The sequence below is a fragment of the Salmonella sp. SAL04214 genome (assembly GCF_046550615.1).
GTDB lineage: Bacteria > Pseudomonadota > Gammaproteobacteria > Enterobacterales > Enterobacteriaceae > Salmonella > Salmonella enterica.
In genome coordinates this window covers 243,299-260,087 of sequence record NZ_JBGDXT010000003.1, presented here as the reverse complement: position 1 = coordinate 260,087, position 16,789 = coordinate 243,299, and the positions used below count along the sequence as shown (strand labels likewise).

12 protein-coding genes and 1 pseudogene are annotated in these 16,789 nt (G+C 48.3%); 6 read left to right on the top strand and 7 right to left on the bottom strand.

Annotated elements, in window-relative coordinates:
* Positions 1-23: 23 nt before the first annotated feature.
* The gene (locus ACLJQD_RS07040; RefSeq protein WP_001200679.1) at positions 24-290 is read right to left on the bottom strand and encodes a DUF333 domain-containing protein; all 267 of its coding nucleotides are present in this window, start codon (positions 288-290) and stop codon (positions 24-26) included.
* On the opposite strand from ACLJQD_RS07040, the gene ACLJQD_RS07035 reads away from it, so the two are divergent.
* From ACLJQD_RS07035 to uspF, 3 genes are all read left to right on the top strand, one after another.
* Entirely contained in the window at positions 194-505 is a 312-nt protein-coding gene (locus ACLJQD_RS07035; protein WP_031606601.1) for a hypothetical protein, read from the top strand. The two genes, ACLJQD_RS07040 and ACLJQD_RS07035, sit on opposite strands and share 97 nt — an antisense overlap.
* A gap of 60 nt (positions 506-565) precedes the next feature.
* The gene (nifJ, locus tag ACLJQD_RS07030; protein WP_017441308.1) at positions 566-4,090 is read left to right on the top strand and encodes a pyruvate:ferredoxin (flavodoxin) oxidoreductase; all 3,525 of its coding nucleotides are present in this window, start codon (positions 566-568) and stop codon (positions 4,088-4,090) included.
* A gap of 481 nt (positions 4,091-4,571) precedes the next feature.
* Positions 4,572-5,006 carry a universal stress protein UspF gene (gene uspF, locus ACLJQD_RS07025; RefSeq protein WP_001082296.1) on the top strand — a complete coding sequence of 145 codons (435 nt, stop codon included), beginning with the start codon at positions 4,572-4,574 and terminating at the stop codon, positions 5,004-5,006.
* A gap of 52 nt (positions 5,007-5,058) precedes the next feature.
* Here uspF and ACLJQD_RS07020 read toward each other — a convergent pair whose 3' ends face one another.
* Both ACLJQD_RS07020 and ACLJQD_RS07015 read right to left on the bottom strand, forming a co-directional pair.
* A complete protein-coding gene (locus ACLJQD_RS07020) occupies positions 5,059-5,397 on the bottom strand; it encodes an SMR family transporter (protein WP_000159237.1) in 339 nt (112 codons plus the stop codon).
* A gap of 274 nt (positions 5,398-5,671) precedes the next feature.
* Positions 5,672-9,094: a DUF4765 family protein gene (locus ACLJQD_RS07015; protein ID WP_017441307.1), complete on the bottom strand. Its 3,423-nt coding sequence runs from the start codon at positions 9,092-9,094 to the stop codon at positions 5,672-5,674.
* A gap of 429 nt (positions 9,095-9,523) precedes the next feature.
* On the opposite strand from ACLJQD_RS07015, the pseudogene ACLJQD_RS07010 reads away from it, so the two are divergent.
* Positions 9,524-9,676 (top strand): annotated as a pseudogene (locus tag ACLJQD_RS07010) (tyrosine-type recombinase/integrase); the annotation flags it as partial.
* Between the two features lie 94 nt (positions 9,677-9,770).
* Entirely contained in the window at positions 9,771-10,706 is a 936-nt protein-coding gene (gene ttcA / locus ACLJQD_RS07005; RefSeq protein ID WP_001156208.1) for a tRNA 2-thiocytidine(32) synthetase TtcA, read from the top strand.
* A 43-nt stretch (positions 10,707-10,749) separates the two neighbouring features.
* Here the strand turns inward: ttcA and dbpA are convergent, their stop codons facing one another.
* From dbpA to smrA, 4 genes are all read right to left on the bottom strand, one after another.
* On the bottom strand, positions 10,750-12,123 hold the full coding sequence (gene dbpA / locus ACLJQD_RS07000; RefSeq protein ID WP_001649336.1) for an ATP-dependent RNA helicase DbpA: 1,374 nt from the start codon (positions 12,121-12,123) through the stop codon (positions 10,750-10,752).
* Positions 12,124-12,609: 486 nt separating this feature from the next.
* On the bottom strand, positions 12,610-13,593 hold the full coding sequence (gene zntB, locus ACLJQD_RS06995) for a zinc transporter ZntB (RefSeq protein ID WP_017441306.1): 984 nt from the start codon (positions 13,591-13,593) through the stop codon (positions 12,610-12,612).
* A gap of 145 nt (positions 13,594-13,738) precedes the next feature.
* A complete protein-coding gene (locus tag ACLJQD_RS06990; protein ID WP_017441305.1) occupies positions 13,739-14,893 on the bottom strand; it encodes a methyl-accepting chemotaxis protein in 1,155 nt (384 codons plus the stop codon).
* A gap of 410 nt (positions 14,894-15,303) precedes the next feature.
* The gene (gene smrA, locus ACLJQD_RS06985) at positions 15,304-15,867 is read right to left on the bottom strand and encodes a DNA endonuclease SmrA (protein WP_001046799.1); all 564 of its coding nucleotides are present in this window, start codon (positions 15,865-15,867) and stop codon (positions 15,304-15,306) included.
* A 257-nt stretch (positions 15,868-16,124) separates the two neighbouring features.
* On the opposite strand from smrA, the gene ogt reads away from it, so the two are divergent.
* The gene (ogt, locus tag ACLJQD_RS06980) at positions 16,125-16,640 is read left to right on the top strand and encodes a methylated-DNA--[protein]-cysteine S-methyltransferase (RefSeq protein WP_017441304.1); all 516 of its coding nucleotides are present in this window, start codon (positions 16,125-16,127) and stop codon (positions 16,638-16,640) included.
* The last annotated feature ends 149 nt before the right edge of the window (positions 16,641-16,789 follow it).

Genomic DNA, 16,789 nt, shown 5'->3' with positions numbered 1-16,789 from the left:
ACGCGTCAGGCGAAACGCCGCGCTTAGTAACTCCCGCAATTTCCGGCGGCAAGCGACTGTTCGCTACAACGTTTGCCGTTGGGTAGCGCGCACATACCAATTACTGAACCATCAAGCTGCCGGGCCGCTGAAAGCGAACCGCCAATCATAGCGCAATTCGCTTCGCCGGCGCTGGACATCGCCGCTTTCATCCCTGGCGAAACATGCGCCGCAGTTGCCTGCTGAACAGGCTCGCTACTGCAAGCCGACAATAATAACGCGGCACATCCCACCCAAAACGCTGCGCGCATTTCTCTCCCCTCTGTTTATTCATCCAAACGACACCGCCCTAAATAATAGGCAGCAGAAACTGACGCGTCGAGAGGCAAAGCGCGCATTTATGCGCTTCATTAACATTTATTGGCAATTTTTTACGTCTTTTCGGCAAGAAATCGCCATTCTCCTCCCGCCAGGGACACAAAAGCGAAAATGGGGCTTGAAGGGCTTTGCTAAAATAAAAGGATAACTACAGGATGCGCTCACGATTATGCGTGTCCCTCTTTTTTGCGCAATGTAAGGGTGTCATATGCAAACAATTGACGGTAATGGCGCGGTAGCGTCGGTGGCGTTCCGTACCAGCGAGGTTATCGCCATTTACCCGATTACGCCCAGTTCAACAATGGCTGAACAAGCGGATGCCTGGGCCGGTAATGGGCTTAAAAATGTCTGGGGCGATACGCCGCGTGTGGTAGAGATGCAGTCGGAAGGCGGCGCGATCGCCGCCGTTCACGGTGCGTTACAAACCGGTTCGCTTTCCACGTCATTTACATCATCGCAGGGGCTGCTGCTGATGATTCCAACGCTGTATAAACTGGCGGGGCAGCTCACGCCGTTTGTACTGCACGTTGCCGCGCGCACCGTCGCCACACACGCGCTTTCTATTTTTGGCGACCATTCCGATGTGATGGCGGTCCGCCAGACAGGCTGCGCGATGTTATGCGCCGCCAGCGTTCAGGAAGCGCAGGATTTTGCGCTGATCGCGCACAGGGCTACGCTGAAAAGCCGCGTTCCGTTTATTCATTTTTTTGATGGCTTCCGTACATCGCATGAAATCAACAAAATTATACCGCTAACGGATGAAACCATTCTGAACCTGATGCCGCAGGCGGAGATCGACGCTCACCGCGCCCGCGCGCTGAATCCGGAACATCCGGTGATTCGTGGAACTTCAGCGAATCCGGACACCTACTTCCAGTCTCGCGAAGCGACCAACCCGTGGTACAACGCCGTTTATGATCATGTTGAAGAGGCGATGAAGGCATTTGGCGACGCTACGGGCCGTCAGTACCAGCCATTTGAATATTATGGCCATCCCCAGGCTGAACGCGTCATCATTATGATGGGCTCCGCCCTCGGCACCTGCGAAGAGGTTGTGGACGAGCTACTGATACGCGGAGAAAAGGTCGGCGTTCTGAAAGTCCGTCTGTTCCGCCCCTTCTCCGCCAAACATTTGTTACAGGCATTACCGGAAACCGTTCGCGCTATCGCCGTGCTGGATCGCACCAAAGAGCCTGGCGCGCAGGCCGAGCCGCTTTATCTGGACGTGATGACCGCACTGGCGGAAGCCTTTAATAATGGCGAGCGCGAAACGTTGCCGCGCACCATTGGCGGCCGTTATGGACTATCATCCAAAGAGTTCGGCCCGGCGTGTGTACTGGCGGTCTTTAATGAACTCAGCCGTGCGAAACCCAAGCCACGGTTTACGGTGGGCATTTATGATGACGTCACTAATCTCTCGCTGCCATTACCGGAAAATACCCTGCCCGGCAGCGCTAAACTGGAAGCGTTATTTTACGGTCTGGGAAGCGACGGCAGCGTATCCGCCACGAAAAATAATATTAAAATTATCGGTAATTCTACGCCGTGGTATGCGCAAGGTTATTTCGTTTATGACTCTAAAAAAGCTGGCGGGCTCACGGTATCGCACCTGCGCGTCAGCGAAAAACCCATTCGTTCCGCTTACTTAATTGCTCAGGCGGATTTTGTCGGCTGCCATCAATTACAGTTTATCGATAAATATCAGATGGCGGAGCGTCTGAAGCCCGGCGGTATCTTTCTGCTTAATACGCCGTACAGCGCCGACGAGGTCTGGTCGCGTCTGCCGCAAGAAGTTCAGGCGGTATTGAATCAGAAAAAGGCGCGTTTTTACGTGGTTAACGCGGCGAAAATCGCCCGCGAATGTGGACTTGGCGCCCGCATCAATACCGTCATGCAAATGGCTTTCTTCCACCTGACGCATATTCTTCCGGGCGATAGCGCCCTGGTTGAGCTGCAGGGCGCGATTGCCAAAAGCTATAGCAGCAAAGGTCAGGATCTGGTTGAGCGTAACTGGCAGGCATTGGCTCTGGCGCAGGAATCGCTGGCGGAAGTGCCGTTGCAGGCGGTTAATCCGCACAGCGCGCATCGCCCGCCGGTCGTCTCCGACGCCGCGCCGGATTTCGTGAAAACCGTTACCGCCGCCATGTTGGCGGGCCTCGGCGACGCACTGCCTGTTTCCGCCCTGCCGCCGGACGGAACATGGCCAATGGGCACCACCCGCTGGGAAAAGCGCAATATCGCCGAAGAGATTCCTGTCTGGAAAGAGGAACTGTGTACACAATGTAATCACTGCGTCGCCGCCTGCCCTCACTCGGCAATTCGTGCGAAAGTCGTTTCCCCGCAGGCGATGGAGAACGCGCCAGCCAGTCTGCATTCGCTGGACGTGAAGTCCCGCGATATGCGCGGCCAGAAATATGTGCTGCAGGTCGCGCCGGAAGACTGTACTGGCTGTAATTTATGCGTAGAGGTCTGCCCGGCTAAAGATCGGCAAAATCCACAGATCAAGGCGATTAACATGATGTCGCGCCTTGAGCATGTGGAAGAAGAGAAAGTGAATTATGACTTCTTCCTCGACTTACCGGAAATCGATCGCAGCAAACTGGAACGAATTGATATCCGCACATCGCAGCTCATTACGCCGCTGTTTGAATATTCCGGCGCCTGTTCCGGCTGCGGTGAAACGCCGTATATTAAACTGCTGACTCAGTTATATGGCGACAGAATGTTAATCGCTAACGCCACGGGGTGTTCCTCTATTTACGGCGGTAACTTACCCTCAACGCCTTATACCACCGATGCCCACGGACGCGGCCCGGCATGGGCGAATTCGTTATTTGAAGATAACGCGGAATTTGGCCTCGGTTTCCGTCTGAGCGTGGATCAGCACCGGGCGCGCGTCATGCGTTTACTGGCGCAATTCGCCGATCGCATCCCGGCGGAATTAAACGATGCGCTGCATGCCGAAGCAACGCCTGACGTTCGGCGTGAGCAGGTCGCCGCATTACGCCAACATCTGAAATCGGTTGCGGGCGCAGAGGAACTGTTAAAGGATGCTGATGCGCTGGTAGAAAAATCAATCTGGCTGATTGGCGGCGATGGTTGGGCATACGACATCGGCTTTGGCGGTTTAGACCATGTGTTAAGCCTGACGGAGAATGTCAATATTCTGGTTCTGGATACGCAGTGTTATTCCAATACTGGCGGCCAGGCGTCGAAGGCGACGCCGCTTGGCGCCGTCACTAAGTTTGGCGAACATGGCAAGCGTAAAGCCCGTAAAGATCTTGGCGTCAGCATGATGATGTATGGTCATGTTTATGTCGCGCAAATTTCGCTGGGCGCGCAGTTAAACCAGACGGTGAAAGCCATCCAGGAGGCCGAAGCCTGGCCAGGGCCGTCGCTGATCATTGCCTATAGCCCCTGTGAGGAACATGGCTACGATCTGGCGCTAAGCCATGACCAGATGCGCCAGTTAACGGCGACCGGTTTCTGGCCGTTATACCGCTTTGATCCCCGCCGTGCGGATGAAGGCAAGCCGCCGCTGGCGCTGGACTCTCGGCCACCGTCTGATGCCCTGGCGGAAACGTTGCTTAATGAACAGCGTTTCCGTCGCCTGAATGCGCAACAGCCTGAAGTAGCTGAACAATTATGGCGAGATGCCGCATTGGATTTGCAAAAACGCTATGACTTTCTTGCCTTGCTGGCAGGAAAAGCGGAAAAATCCGGCGCAGATTAAAAAATATTCTAAGGATTAGCCTGGAAACAAAAAAAGCCCGAACATCCGTTCGGGCTTGTCAATTTATACGCTGGAAAGCAAAGGTTAACGCAATGGCCCAGCGACAAAATGAATATGTGACAATAAAGGCATATAACAGGCGTAGAATATCGTAACCGAATGATATTGTATAATTTTTATTTCGTATAATACTCCCAAAAGCATTCGTATAAATTATATCTATTTCACTGCGAATTATTTCATTAATTATTGAATTAAACGGTAACATCTCTTTTTAGGTCTTTCCTGACAAGGCAGAAATAACGTTTTAACGTCAACTCGCTGATTATTTACGGGGAATGCGCTTAATATTACGCCGTCCTCCCCTGTTGGTAGTCCCCGCAGAGTATCGTGGAGCAGCACCTAAAATGTGACGTATGTCATTGTACATAAAGTGCCTTTAGGGAGTAGAATTTCAGTGGATACTTAAACAGGAGGTTTTATGAACAGAACGATTCTTGTACCCATCGATATTTCAGATTCAGAATTAACTCAACGCGTGATTTCTCATGTTGAAGCCGAAGCAAAGATTGACGACGCTAAAGTGCACTTTTTGACTGTAATCCCGTCTTTGCCCTATTACGCTTCACTGGGACTGGCTTATTCAGCAGAGCTCCCCGCAATGGACGATTTGAAAGCCGAAGCCAAATCTCAACTGGAAGCGATTATCAAGAAATTCAACCTTCCCGCGGACCGCGTGCAGGCGCACGTGGCAGAAGGCTCTCCTAAAGATAAGATTCTGGAAATGGCAAAAAAATTACCGGCCGATATGGTGATTATCGCCTCGCATCGTCCGGATATTACTACCTATCTGTTGGGTTCCAACGCCGCAGCCGTTGTGCGTCATGCGGAATGCTCCGTACTGGTGGTGCGCTAAATACTCGAGCCCGCATAAGAGAGTGCGGGCTCAAATCAACCATCATCATCGCCTAGTGACTGACGCTTTTTGAAAACAGATTGATTACGATTACACCGCAGATGATAAGCAACATGCCAATAATAGCCGGCACATCCAGTTTTTGGCCAAGAAACAACCATCCTATCAATCCAATAAGAACAATCCCTACCCCAGACCAAATGGCATAAATGATACCCGCAGGGATGGTTCGCATTGGGATGGTAAGGCACCAGAACGCGATACAATATCCGATGATGGTAACGATGCTCGGTACCAGACGCGTAAAACTATCCGATAATTTTAATGAGATCGTGGCGATAACTTCTACCACGATGGCGATAAATAGAAAGATTACAGCTTCTTTAGTCATACATCCCTTCGTTCCGATATTTTTCGGGTCGTGATGACATCTTAATTAATACGGATGACAGAATAAAGACGCTTTTGACCCGTTGCGTATCTCGCCATAACATACTTCAAGTTGCATGTGCTGCGGCTGCGTTCCCTTACCCCAGTCACTTACTTGAGTAAGCTCCTGGGGATCCGCTCGCTTGCCGCCTTCCTGCAAGTCGAATTATTTAAAGTATAAAAGCAATCTTTCATACACAAGAGATAAAAACAATAAACTTGTTCAGGATTTATGATTACTTAGAAGCGTTTGCCTGCCCCGTATTTTCTGCTTTACCATATGTCCTGTCAATTATACCAACAGGGTCCACTGGTGTGTTTTTTGGCATAACCCAGCCGCTTTCGCTGACACTACCTCGTGTAAGATATCTGACTTTTACCTTAACGATAATAAGAAAATGCTCCCTGCTGAACCTGTCTGCAACACTAAGTTCCGTGGTATATTCAGGTACGATTCTTCCACTTCTAACCTGCTCTTTGGCTATTTCAGCAGAGACAGGCAATACCTCTACATCGCCCCCCTCAATACCGCCTGCTGTTTTAAAACTAACAATATTTTCAGCCTGCGGACCTATTGTACCTCGGCATAATACAACTTCAGTCTCCCCTGCTGCTGCATCCCCACTCCGGTATTTCTTATAAATACTTTGTACATTTTCTTCTGATGTAGGGTATAAATCTTCTGACAGAGAGGCCAGTATATCTTCCAGTAAGGGGGAATCATCCGTAATATCCAGAAGCTCTTCATCATAACCCGCGTCTCCTTCTCTTAACTCTGAATAAGGCTTATCAATATGGCGAATAAGCCCCCCACCTTTCAGCCCTGACGCCTGATAAAATCTTCCATCAGAAGATCGGTAAAATGTCATAGCTGAATCTTTTCCGCTATCCGAATAGGTTGCCCGATACGTTTCTGAACCGGGTTCTTTAGTTAAAACGAGCTCTCTGTCGCCATATTTTATCGTATTAGGCGCTTCCGATGACAGCGGTGGATATGAGGCTTGCTTTCTGTAAAAGCCTTCTCCTGACGGTTTGTAATAACCATACGTTTGTTTATCAAAACCGGTAGCGCGATAGAGCCCATCGTTTCCCGCTGGACCTAACTCAAGAACTTTCTGATTACTTTTTTGATAAATAAAATCTGTATTTTCTATTGACTCTATAGTTTTATAATTACTCCCCTTTTGAATCGGCGCTCGTACTACACCTCTTTGTATTTTATTTTCAACAAATCGGAGGCCCGTATACTTTGCATTTGCCGCTCTTTCTGTGAACTTCGCTCCAGCAACAGGAACAGCCTCCATACCGATACGTATAATATCCTGTACGTAACCGCACACATCCGCAGAGTTTTCCACAACAGCCCGGTTAAGAATACTGCTGGTACCAGCCAGAGCGTTAAAACCAGGGACAAGACCCATTACAATATTCCAGACCGTTCCTAAGAGGTGAAGTCCTGCCCTTGCAGCCGGACTTAATGAGGAGGTTGTGCGATGATGTATAGTATCATCAAGATCAAAGCTCAGCTCAATTAATCCTCCCAACCCCTCCTGAATAATCTTATTAAATGCATAAACGAATTCTTGCCCGCCATTCATGGAGGAAAGCTTCTCCTTGAACGATTCGAGAGCCTGAGCCTGTCTCTCATGTTGTTCTTCTAATGTCAGCCAACTGCTTTGCGCAATATCACTGATCTCGTGAATAAGCCCAACAACGACCTCTTGCACCATTTTGTTGATATCCATTAGTCCTAAGATATCACACTCCTGCATATGTTCCTTCATATGAGTCTCTGCTCGATAATATTTCTCCGCCCAGTCTAGCTGTTTATTGATCGCAGCTTTCATTAACAATATTAAAGGATCGTTACTTTTGGGAAGTGTTGATTTAACACCTTTGGTAAATTTATTATTAACCACAATTTTTCTTGCTATTGTGTCTATTTTTTCATCATTAATTGGCCCCGTTATATTTGCACACCAAAAAATAATATTACGCATAATAATAAAATTATTTTTTATGCCTTCAGGGCTAAGCAATACTCTATCACCACCATTGCTGGATAAATGGTGTATCACTAATTGAATCAGCTTAAAAAGATGATTCATCCTTTTTTTATTAAAAGCGCTCTTTCCTCTTTCTTGTCTATTGAAAGATACTATTTCTAATGCTGTAATAATAGCATCCTTACCATAGAAAACGTCAAAGCTTGAACCAGAAATAGCAGGAAACTTTTCATACAGGACTTTCGCATAGTGGCTTTCCCTTGTCCATAAAGGCCTGTCTATCATGAGTGGTTCAGGCTCAGTACTGAAATGCATAGGATGAACCAGCATATCACGCGCCATTAGCTCATATATTTTATATTGATGTTGAATATTTTCTCTTACAAAAGATAGAACAGAAATGAAACTTCCCTCACCGAGAACAATGAGACGATCACTTAAATGAACTAAAAGACCTTTGAACATATATTCAGCGGCAATAGCTCTTCCATCATGCGTCCACTGCCCAGTTTGAGAAAACGCAAGTAATTCATGATAGCCTCTTTTATAACTATTTGCCTCTTGTTCTTTTACCAGTAGTTTGAGTATTGAGATAAGGCGTCCTCCCGCCATAGATGTAAAGTGTTCAAATAGGCCATCTAACACCTTACCTGCCAGGTTAGGCTCCGTAGTTGGGGCAGGATGATCCTCCGGGAGAGCCCTTTCATATCTCTGTAATTCTTTAACGGGTAAAAAATTATTCTCACCTTCTGAATTACCATTTTTTATCCTATAATCACCAGATGTTACTGCTAATCTTGATGATAATAACAAACCAGTTACTGCAATGTTTTTAATACTCCTGTCCATTTTATGAATGGTTACTGGCTGAAGATGATTGCTGCTATGGGAAGATAAGAAAATTTGCCTTTGAATTTCCTTTCCCTCAGATATAATTTGCTCAGTACTTTTAGGTGGAACAGTTACGCTATCTACATTAAATAGCTCATGTTCACCACTCATCGTTACCTGAGAAAAACACGACGATGTATGTGCAATTGCAGCAGGATCAATCTCTTTATAAATAACATTGGCGTAAACGTTTGTAACTTCACCGTTTGCATTTAAATGATCGTGCAAAATATGTTTTAGAAATAGATCTAACAACAATTTTTCTGATGTGATTCCATTCACACAGTTGTGAAAGTCAGGGGGAATTGGATAGCCGTTCTTATCAAATGGAAGCGATAAATATCCTCGCCCCCCATCAATATTTTCGTAACTGTAATTTAGAGATATCTTTACCTCGCATTTATTGGTATCTACATCGTCATTGATACTGCGCTCTACTTTATAATTAACCAGCCTACGGAAGGTTGCGCTATTTGAATAATAAAAATCCAATGTTGACTTAATATCTTCATATATAATTTCATGTGTTGGCTCAAAGAAGAAGTCGTAAATATTTAATCTGTTCTTTTCTTCATCTTTGGCCATCTCATCCAGCTTAATATATTCTCCTGGTAAATTAGACACTTGCTCATGAAAGATATCGTCCTGATAAAGTCCATCCAACATTGAAAGGTACGGTATGGTATCCCAACTTCTGATAGCTTGTATCTGTACCGTCTGCTGTGATTCTCTGGTTGATATATCACTTACTGTTATACGCATTACGTTCTCCAGCCAGAATTATGGTATGCTTCATAAGGTGTAGATATCAGGTAGCAATTCTCATCGCAAATAATTTGTCTGAACTGTACATATGATACAGGCTATTTTTAATTCAATACGACCACCAGAATAAACAAGAAAATTTTAAATAGTATACGGTAAAATGATCTTACCCAACGATAATTAAACACTCTGCACTATCTTATTAGATAATAAAATACTGATACGTTATTTTATATCACCAATAAAAGAGCAAAAAGGGTGTGCCGAATATCATTTTACACCAGTCCCGGTTCACTCCACGAAACCACTTGAAACGTACCATCATCAGGACGCAGCAGCGCCTGAATTTCAGTTGAGCCCGTCACTTCTTAACGGACCTGGCTGCATGATGTATACAGTTGACAATATCCGAAGGTACTATCTCTATTAAAACGTGCTGGCATTCGTCGCCGTAATCCGTACCATACGCGACATACTTTTGCCTGCTGGCTGTTGACGGCAGGAGCGAACCCGGCATTTATCGCCAGCCAAATGGGGCATGAAACTGCGCAGATGGTGTATGAAATTTACGGTATGTAGATTGATGACATGAACGACGAACAAGTAGCGATGTTGAATGCGCGGTTATCGTAGTTGCAAAGTTCGCCCCATTTAGTACCAGAGAACTGAAATAATGCAAGAAATTCAAAAGAATACAAAAAAAGAGCAATACAACCTCAACAAGTTGCAAAAGCGCCTGCGCCGTAACGTTGGCGAAGCGATTGCCGATTTTAATATGATTGAAGAAGGCGATCGCATTATGGTTTGCCTTTCTGGCGGCAAAGATAGCTATACGATGCTGGAAATTTTACGTAATTTGCAGCAAAGCGCCCCGATCAATTTTTCACTGGTCGCCGTCAACCTCGATCAAAAGCAGCCAGGTTTCCCGGAACATATCCTGCCAGCCTACCTTGAGCAGCTGGGCGTAGAATATAAAATCGTCGAAGAAAACACCTACGGCATTGTGAAGGAGAAGATTCCGGAAGGAAAAACCACCTGCTCGCTGTGCTCGCGTTTGCGTCGGGGTATCCTGTATCGTACGGCGACTGAACTGGGCGCGACTAAAATCGCCCTGGGCCACCATCGCGACGATATTCTGCAAACCCTGTTTCTGAATATGTTCTATGGCGGAAAAATGAAAGGGATGCCGCCGAAGCTGATGAGCGATGACGGCAAACATATCGTGATCCGCCCGCTGGCTTACTGCCGCGAGAAAGATATTATCCGTTTTGCTGAGGCCAAAGCCTTCCCTATCATTCCTTGTAATCTGTGCGGTTCGCAACCTAACCTGCAACGCCAGGTGATTGCCGACATGCTACGCGACTGGGATAAGCGCTATCCTGGACGGATCGAGACGATGTTTAGCGCCATGCAGAATGTCGTGCCGTCTCACCTTTGTGACACTAACCTGTTCGATTTCAAAGGAATCACTCATGGTTCCGAGGTCGTCGACGGCGGCGATTTAGCGTTCGATCGTGAAGAGATTCCCTTGCAGCCCGCTGGCTGGCAGCCGGAAGAAGATGACACCGCCTTAGAGGCGTTGCGGCTTGATGTTATCGAAGTGAAATAATCTGCAGGCGTCTCAGCACTCCGCTGAGACGCCATACTATCAATCATTTTAATAGCCGTACCCGGCATGACTTGCCTTTGATCTTCCCGTTTTGCAACTGCTTCCAGGCTTTTTGCGCTACTGCTTGACGTACGGCGACGTAAACGTGCATGGGATGCACATTAATTTTGCCGATATCCGCCCCGTCTAATCCAATATCGCCGGTCAGCGCGCCTAAAATATCTCCCGGACGCATTTTCGCTTTTTTGCCGCCGTCAATACATAGGGTAGCCATCTCTGCGGCCAGAGGGAGTAACGACTGCCGGGCGGGCGCATTCAGCCAGTTCAGCTTGAGTTGCAGCATTTCTGAAAGAATATTCGCCCGCTGCGCCTCTTCCGGCGCGCAGAAACTGATCGCCAGGCCGCTGCTTCCCGCGCGCGCCGTACGGCCAATACGATGGACATGCACCTCCGGGTCCCAGGCCAGTTCATAGTTAACCACCAGTTCGAGCGATTTAATGTCTAACCCTCGCGCGGCAACGTCGGTGGCAACCAGAACGCGCGCGCTGCCATTTGCAAAACGCACCAACGTCTGGTCGCGGTCGCGTTGTTCCAGATCGCCGTGGAGCGCCAACGCGCTTTGTCCTACCGCATTAAGCGCATCACAAACGGCCTGACAATCTTTTTTGGTATTGCAAAACACCACGCAGGACGCTGGCTGATGCTGGCTAAGCAACGTTTGTAGCAGCGAAATTTTTTCATGCGCAGACGTTTCGAAGAACTGTTGTTCGATAGCCGGTAGCGCATCTACCGTATCGATTTCAATACGTATTGGCTGCTGCTGTACACGACCGCTAATCGCCGCAATGGCGTCAGGCCAGGTTGCTGAAAACAATAACGTCTGGCGCGTCTCAGGCGCAAAGCGGATCACCTCATCAATGGCGTCACTGAATCCCATGTCCAGCATTCGGTCTGCTTCATCCATTACCAGAATGTGCAGCGCATCCAGCGATACGGTTTCTTTTTGTAAATGATCCAGCAGGCGCCCCGGCGTCGCGACAATGATATGCGGAGCGTGCTGAAGCGAGTCGCGCTGTGCGCCAAAGGGCTGCCCGCCACACAAGGTCAGAATTTTGGTATTTGGCAGAAAACGGGCCAGGCGACGTAACTCTCCGGCAACCTGATCCGCCAGCTCCCGCGTCGGACAAAGCACTAACGCCTGTGTCTGGAACAGAGTGACATCAATTCGATGCAAGAGCCCAAGACCAAACGCCGCCGTTTTGCCGCTACCGGTCCTGGCCTGCACACGCACATCATTACCCGCCAGAATGACGGGTAATGCTGCGGCCTGAACAGGTGTCATCTCAAGATAGCCCAGCTCAGTAAGGTTATTGAGCTGGGCGGCGGGCAAAACATTCAGGGTTGAAAAAGCGGTCACAATTTACTCTCGCGGTAACGACTCATAGTCAGCAGGCGCGTATCCTCGCAGATCCGGGCGTTTGATGCGACATTTTAATCGGTTCTTCGTCCGGCGGCGGGTCGGGCATCGGCTGAGGACGGGGAAGCGGCTCAGGAACGGGAACAGGGTCAGTGGGAATCGGGTCCGACAAGGACGAGTGTAGATATAATAAGGTCAAAAGACAGCTCATATTACCCTCCAGAATGTCATTCAGACTCTTAAAGGGTAGACGCAGATAGTCTACAGGCAAAAAAAAGCCGACTAATCTAAGCCGGCGTCGTACGAATCAATTGTGCTATGCAGTAATTCAAAAAAGGAAGTAAGACAATATGGAGCGCAACGCCCATCGCTTGACGTTGCATTCACCTGCGAGAGAGATATTGCCCCGAATAGGTAGATGGTTTATTGACTTCGCTCAAATTTCTCAGCGTTTTTTCACCCGAAATGGTCTGAAAAGCGCTTTTGTTACAACCATTTACTGCGATGCAACCATAAAGTAACACCACCGATCAGGACAACTAACAGAATACAAAACAGAGAAAAGCCGAACCGCCATCCGCCGCCGGGAATACCGCCCAGGTTAACGCCAAATAACCCTGTTAAAAAAGTGCTGGGCAGAAAAACCATCGCCATAAGCGACATGGTATAAGTTCTGCGCGCCAGAGACTCCTGCATCACCTGGGCAATTTCATCCGCCATGATGCCAGTACGCGCGATACAAGCGTCAATTTCATCCAACCCCCTTCCCAGCCTGTCGGCGATATCCTGCATTCTGCGCCGGTGATCGTCGCTTATCCACGGCAACCGTTCGCTCGCAAGCCGGGCATAGACGTCGCGCTGCGGCGCCATATAGCGGCGCATAACAATTAGCTGTTTACGTAGCAATGCGAGGAAACCGCGCGGTGGGATTTGCTGGTCGAGAAGATTATCTTCCAGATCGATAATTTTATCGTGTAGCTCTTCAATAAATTCACTGGCGTGATCGGTTAACGCATCGCACACATCCACTAACCAGCCGCCGCAATCTACGGGCCCGGTGCCCTCCTGCAAATCACTGACCACATCGTCCAGCGCCAGAACCTTTCGCTGACGGGTAGACACAATGAATCGCTCGTCCATATATAAACGCATTGCCACTAATTGATCCGGGCGTTCGTCAGTACTGCCATTAATACAGCGCAGCGTAATGAGCGTCCCTTCCCCCATACGACTTACGCGCGGGCGCGAGCTTTCACCAGCCAGCGCATCACGCACGTTATTGGGGAGTAAAGGCGTTGAAGCTAACCAGCGGGCGCTGTCCGGGTGGGTATAATTAAGATGTAGCCAACAGGGATGCTGACTATCGATCACATCATTATCTTCGAGCGGTTTTACTCCACCACGACCATCCAGTAGCCATGCGAAAACGGCATCTGGCACGTTCACATCCGATCCCTTAATGGCTTCCACAGCGCCTCCACGTTACAACTCTCATGCCGTTAGTCTAGCTTTCGGGAAAGGTTAAGCAATCTCTCATTTTCTCATTGCGCAAAAAGAATGACGGGAACGTGCGAAAAAAGCGCCTTAGCAACAGGCGCTTACCAAACATGTATTATCAGGCCTGGCCGCGCCTGGTGATGGTCGAAAGAGGTGATACATGAGAGCGCGACAGAGCATGTTCACTGTAACCCGGCAGGCTTAAACGAAATTTGTCAGTTTTAGTCTGTAACTCGATCACCTGCGCCTTTAAAACATCCGAAGAAGCAGATAACGCTTCAACCATTAAAACATTGCTATGGGTTGCGCTTTCCAGATCGCTCAACGCCAGGGTTATCTGGTTAATGCCTTTTTCCTGCTCCCGCGTGGTGGTGGAAATTTCACTCATCAGCACGTTTAATTGCCCGGAGCCGCCAACAATCTCCCGCATATTTTTTTCAGCCTCCTGCACTATGGCGGCCCCCTGCCGCACATTGTCATGCGTAACGTCGATCAGCGCCTTGATACTTTTTGCCGCCTCGGCGCTACGATGCGCCAGATTACGCACTTCCCCGGCCACCACGGAGAAACCTTTTCCATGATCGCCCGCCCGCGCAGCCTCTACCGCCGCGTTAAGCGCCAGAATATTAGTCTGGAATGCGATACCGTCAATCAATGAAATAATCTCCGTCATCTGCGAGGCACAGTCGGTAATAGAACGCATATTTTCTGTAACCCGCACCATTAATTCACCGCCTTTACGGGCGCATTGGGTTGCACAATCCGCCTGTATGCTCGCCATTCGGGTATTATCCGCATTGTTTTTGGTACTCGCCGCCATTTCATCCATACTGGCGGCAGTTTGAATTAGCGAGGCCGACTGCTGTTCCGTCTTTACGGATAGCGACAGACTGCGCGCCGCCAGTTGTTCGGAAAGGGTCATTGCCGTTTGCGAAGAGGATCTGATTTCACGTACCAGCGCGGAAATATTCTCCGACAGGCTATTAATCCCGGGGATGAGTCGTCCGGCGCAATTATTGCCAAATTCGGAGATATGAATAGACAAATTTCCTGCTGCGACCTCTTCAATACTTTTCTTCACCGTATTAATCGGCACTACCAGATAGCAGGTCATATACCACCAAAGCAGTAATGCCGAGATCAGATAAATGATATTACACGTAATTAAAATAGGGAAATCGTGCAGAAAAGCTATTTGTAAAGTATCCACTAAAAGAAACGTACATACCATGAATAGAATAATGCATGTCCTGACGCTGATATTTCTCAACATTTTTGACGGCCTACAACCAGGATAGGAGACAGGTTTTATTTTTATAGCATTTCAGATATCTATTGCCATTCGTTTCTTTGACATTCTCCATATTCAATACCAGACCATCGCCATTTCCCTTAGTGCAACAGATAAAATCATCTATATTCGCTATGCCAGGATATTCATCCATCCATATTGACAAGTGATGTACTTATCACCATTTTCTGCTTAATAGTTAAGTCGAAAGCCAGTATATTTTAATAGACGCTTAAATAAGCGAATGACTGTTTCTCCGTGTTATTACTGTGGACAGCGTTATCGCCCGTTCTCTTGCAGAATCCTGAGCGTTTGGATAAGGCGTTATATCAGGCATAAAATCGGGTTCGCGCGAGCTTGCGCTGGCGGTCCTGTCCGCCAGCGGCAACGATTTACCGACTACGCTTCGCATGGCGCTCCCAGTTATCCTGTTTAGCCTGCACCGTTTTACGTAACGCGACATAACATGCCCCGCCGCCGCCATGGTGCGGCAGCGCCGAACAATAAGCCTGTACATCCTCAAACTCTGTCAACCAACGGGCCACATAGCTTCGGACGATATTGGCATGCGACTTCGCCTCTCGCCCTTTACCATGAATGATCAGGACATTACGCAACCCCTCTTTCTGCGCCTCCAGGATAAAACGAAACAGCATTTTTCGGCACGTTTCGACCGGCTGGCGTAACAAATTGAGGCTGGCCTGCTGAGGGTATTTCCCACTGCGTAACTTGTCGATGACACCCTGCTGCAATCCTTCCCGACGAAATTCCAGCGGTTCATTCAGCGGCAGAATATCCAGAAAGCCCGTCGTCAGGAAATTATCAAGCTGAAGCGTGTCGATACGCTGGGGCGTTTTAAGATTACGCGTTGGCTGCCAGTGTACATCAGTATGGCGTTTCAGCGGCTGGACATCCTCCATGGCGTCAAGAAACAGCGCTTTATCGTCAAGGTTCATGGTTCATCCTCCAGCGTTTTTGCGACTGCCGTTATCATAACCGTGCCCTGTTATACCGACAACGGTTTACAGTTATTTCCAATAACAGCGACAATGTCAGGCAATTAACCGCCTCGCCCGGCTCCCTTTTTCTCCGCCAACGATATTACTGGCGCTAAATGTGTTATCCCTGACTATCTTTTAAGGAGTATGGTTGCGGGTATTCCTGGCATGATATCTTGTCTCTTACGTTAGATTAAGACGATGTGAGAGAACGGATGCTGAGATTACTTGAAGAGAAGATAGCCACGCCATTAGGTCCGTTATGGGTGATTTGCGATGAGCAGTTTCGACTGCGGGCCATTGAGTGGGAACAGTACCGCGATCGTATGGAGCAACTGCTAAATATCCACTACCGTCACGAAGGCTATGAACGCGTTTCTGCGACTAACCCCGGTGGACTCAGCGATAAGCTTGCAGATTATTTTGCAGGCAATCTCGCCGTAATTGATACCCTGGAAACCGCCACAGGGGGCACACCTTTTCAACGGGAAGTATGGCAGGCGTTGCGCGCTATCCCCTGCGGGCAGGTGACGCACTATGGTCAGCTGGCGGCGCAACTGGGACGACCGGGCGCCGCACGCGCAGTCGGTGCTGCGAATGGCGCTAACCCCATCAGTATTGTTGTTCCCTGCCATCGCGTCATTGGGCGTAACGGCACTCTGACCGGATACGCAGGCGGCGTGCAGCGAAAAGAGTGGCTATTACGCCATGAAGGCTATCTTTTATTATGAAAATACAGGCAAAAAGTGCCTTATCGGTCACACTTTTATGTAAAGCAACAACAAATAAATTACGTGTTTTCAAATAGATAAAAGTATTCATCAAACTTATACTTGAATTATTCCTTCTCCGGGATAGCTCAGACTTACGCGCTCACCAA

Bases quoted from the DNA above. Each gene is read 5' to 3' on its own strand.
- ACLJQD_RS07040 (WP_001200679.1), bottom strand. From the start codon at position 290: ATGCGCGCAGCGTTTTGGGTGGGATGTGCCGCGTTATTATTGTCGGCT.
- nifJ (WP_017441308.1), top strand. From the start codon at position 566: ATGCAAACAATTGACGGTAATGGCGCGGTAGCGTCGGTGGCGTTCCGT.
- uspF (WP_001082296.1), top strand. From the start codon at position 4,572: ATGAACAGAACGATTCTTGTACCCATCGATATTTCAGATTCAGAATTA.
- ACLJQD_RS07020 (WP_000159237.1), bottom strand. From the start codon at position 5,397: ATGACTAAAGAAGCTGTAATCTTTCTATTTATCGCCATCGTGGTAGAA.
- ACLJQD_RS07015 (WP_017441307.1), bottom strand. From the start codon at position 9,094: ATGCGTATAACAGTAAGTGATATATCAACCAGAGAATCACAGCAGACG.
- ttcA (WP_001156208.1), top strand. From the start codon at position 9,771: ATGCAAGAAATTCAAAAGAATACAAAAAAAGAGCAATACAACCTCAAC.
- ACLJQD_RS06990 (WP_017441305.1), bottom strand. From the start codon at position 14,893: ATGTTGAGAAATATCAGCGTCAGGACATGCATTATTCTATTCATGGTA.
- smrA (WP_001046799.1), bottom strand. From the start codon at position 15,867: ATGAACCTTGACGATAAAGCGCTGTTTCTTGACGCCATGGAGGATGTC.
- ogt (WP_017441304.1), top strand. From the start codon at position 16,125: ATGCTGAGATTACTTGAAGAGAAGATAGCCACGCCATTAGGTCCGTTA.